Source organism: Dickeya dadantii NCPPB 898 (assembly GCF_000406145.1).
In the GTDB taxonomy this organism is placed as follows: Bacteria; Pseudomonadota; Gammaproteobacteria; order Enterobacterales; family Enterobacteriaceae; genus Dickeya; species Dickeya dadantii.
This window is the reverse complement of record NZ_AOOE01000044.1, coordinates 1-393: the sequence shown is the minus strand read 5'-3', so window position 1 is coordinate 393 and position 393 is coordinate 1. Positions and strand designations below refer to the sequence as shown.

The window sequence follows — 393 nt, the reverse complement described above, 5'->3', positions numbered from 1 at the left end:
AACGGCACCGATACCGTGACCTACACCGTCAGCGACGGCGCGGGCGGGGTGGTGACCGGCACGCTGACCATTACGGTGACGGCGGTAAACGACGCCCCGGTGGCGGGCGCGGATACCGCCACCACCGCCGAAGATACGCCGGTGACCGTCGACGTGCTGGCGAATGACAGCGATGTGGACGGTAACCCGCTGACGGTGACGGCGGCGACGGCCGGCAACGGCACCGTGGTGATCAACCCGGACGGCACGCTGACCTACACACCGAACAGCAACTTTTAACGGCACCGATACCGTGACCTACACCGTCAGCGACGGCGCGGGTGGGGTGGCGACCGGCACGCTGACCATTACGGTGACGGCGGTGAACGATGCCGGTGGCCGGCGCGGATACCG

Annotated in this window: 1 protein-coding gene and 1 pseudogene; both read left to right on the top strand. The window is 67.9% G+C overall.

Going from position 1 to position 393, the window contains the following annotated elements; all coding sequences use genetic code 11:
* A partial coding sequence (locus tag DDA898_RS22940; protein WP_201765861.1) for an Ig-like domain-containing protein occupies nt 1-279 on the top strand: 279 nt, incomplete at its 5' end.
* Nucleotides 280-286: 7 nt separating this feature from the next.
* A pseudogene (locus DDA898_RS23865) lies at nt 287-393 on the top strand (hypothetical protein); the annotation flags it as partial.